Origin of the sequence: Shewanella sp. SM20 (assembly GCF_025654545.1) — a bacterium.
GTDB lineage: Bacteria > Pseudomonadota > Gammaproteobacteria > Enterobacterales > Shewanellaceae > Shewanella > Shewanella oncorhynchi.
The window spans coordinates 1-1,035 of record NZ_JAKKRK010000126.1 but is presented as its reverse complement, the minus strand read 5'-3'; the positions used below and the strand labels follow the sequence as shown (position 1 = coordinate 1,035).

The 1,035-nt window shown below is 42.9% G+C and carries 1 protein-coding gene; it reads left to right on the top strand.

All coding sequences use genetic code 11. The annotated features are described in order from the left end of the window. Window positions 1-169 (top strand): ATP-binding protein (locus L5M18_RS23170; RefSeq protein WP_263197103.1); only part of this gene is annotated, 169 nt, incomplete at its 5' end. Between the last annotated feature and the right edge of the window lie 866 nt (window positions 170-1,035).

The following is a 1,035-nucleotide window of genomic DNA, read 5'->3' as shown; positions in this document are numbered from 1 at the left end:
GGTAGCGAGCCAGCTGCCAGTGGATAAATGGTACGCCATGATAGGTGAAGCAACTTTTGCCGAAGCCATCTTAGACAGGCTGATCCATCGTGCTGTGAGAGTGACGTTAACGGGTGAATCGATGCGAAAACAGGGCACAAACTTGACGCATGCCGATCAAGCAGAGTAAAACAAAGATGTTGTAAATGCGGGAAGAAAAATCGTGATCGGCATGATGTTATTGACTGATCGAAATGATGTTATTAGCCAGATCTAACTGGAGATAGTTTTTATGCATACATAGAGGAGTCGGGTCCTGGGTTACGTTTGGAGATTGGATGCAAGGGGGAAAACCGAAGTGAAGCAGGATATACCTAACAAACGTTTGCAATGGAAGCCAACGGCACGCCGCCAATAGTGCTGCGCGCACTTTACCATAATTGGCTCTGCTCTATTGTCTCCTATGATGCTGATGTTAGCCCATAGAAATTTTTATCCGAAAATCAAAAATTAAAGCTAAAAATCTAACAAAGTTCTGTCCAAAAGTGAGTTTGAAAATGATCAAACTTAATTATCAGAAACTAACATTCGTCCTCAGATAAATTATCAAACTTTATTATGGTCGTACACAAGTCGCCAAGTGTGTTATCTGGCCGCAGAGTGTTCGCTGTAGAGCTTCACCGCCAGGGCTACGATGTTGCCCACATACATCACATGCTAGGTAATCGCACACTCGAAACCACGCAAAAGCTGCTAACAACTGACCCCGTATCTATGGGGGCTATAGCTGCAAATGCCTTTTAATGATGGTACTAAAAAATAGTACCAAATTCGCTTGAAATGATACTAAAAAGTAGTACTATCGATTTAACGGATTATGAGACTTTATGAACAAAAAACATTTAAGAACGTTGACGGCTATCTTTGCTAGGCCTGTCAGCGGAGCTATCAAGTGGTCTGATATTGAAGCGCTGTTTATTGCTCTAGGGGCTGACATTGAAGAGCGTGAGGGGTCTCGAATTGGTGTGGTGCTGTTTGGTGAAGTTCAGGTATATC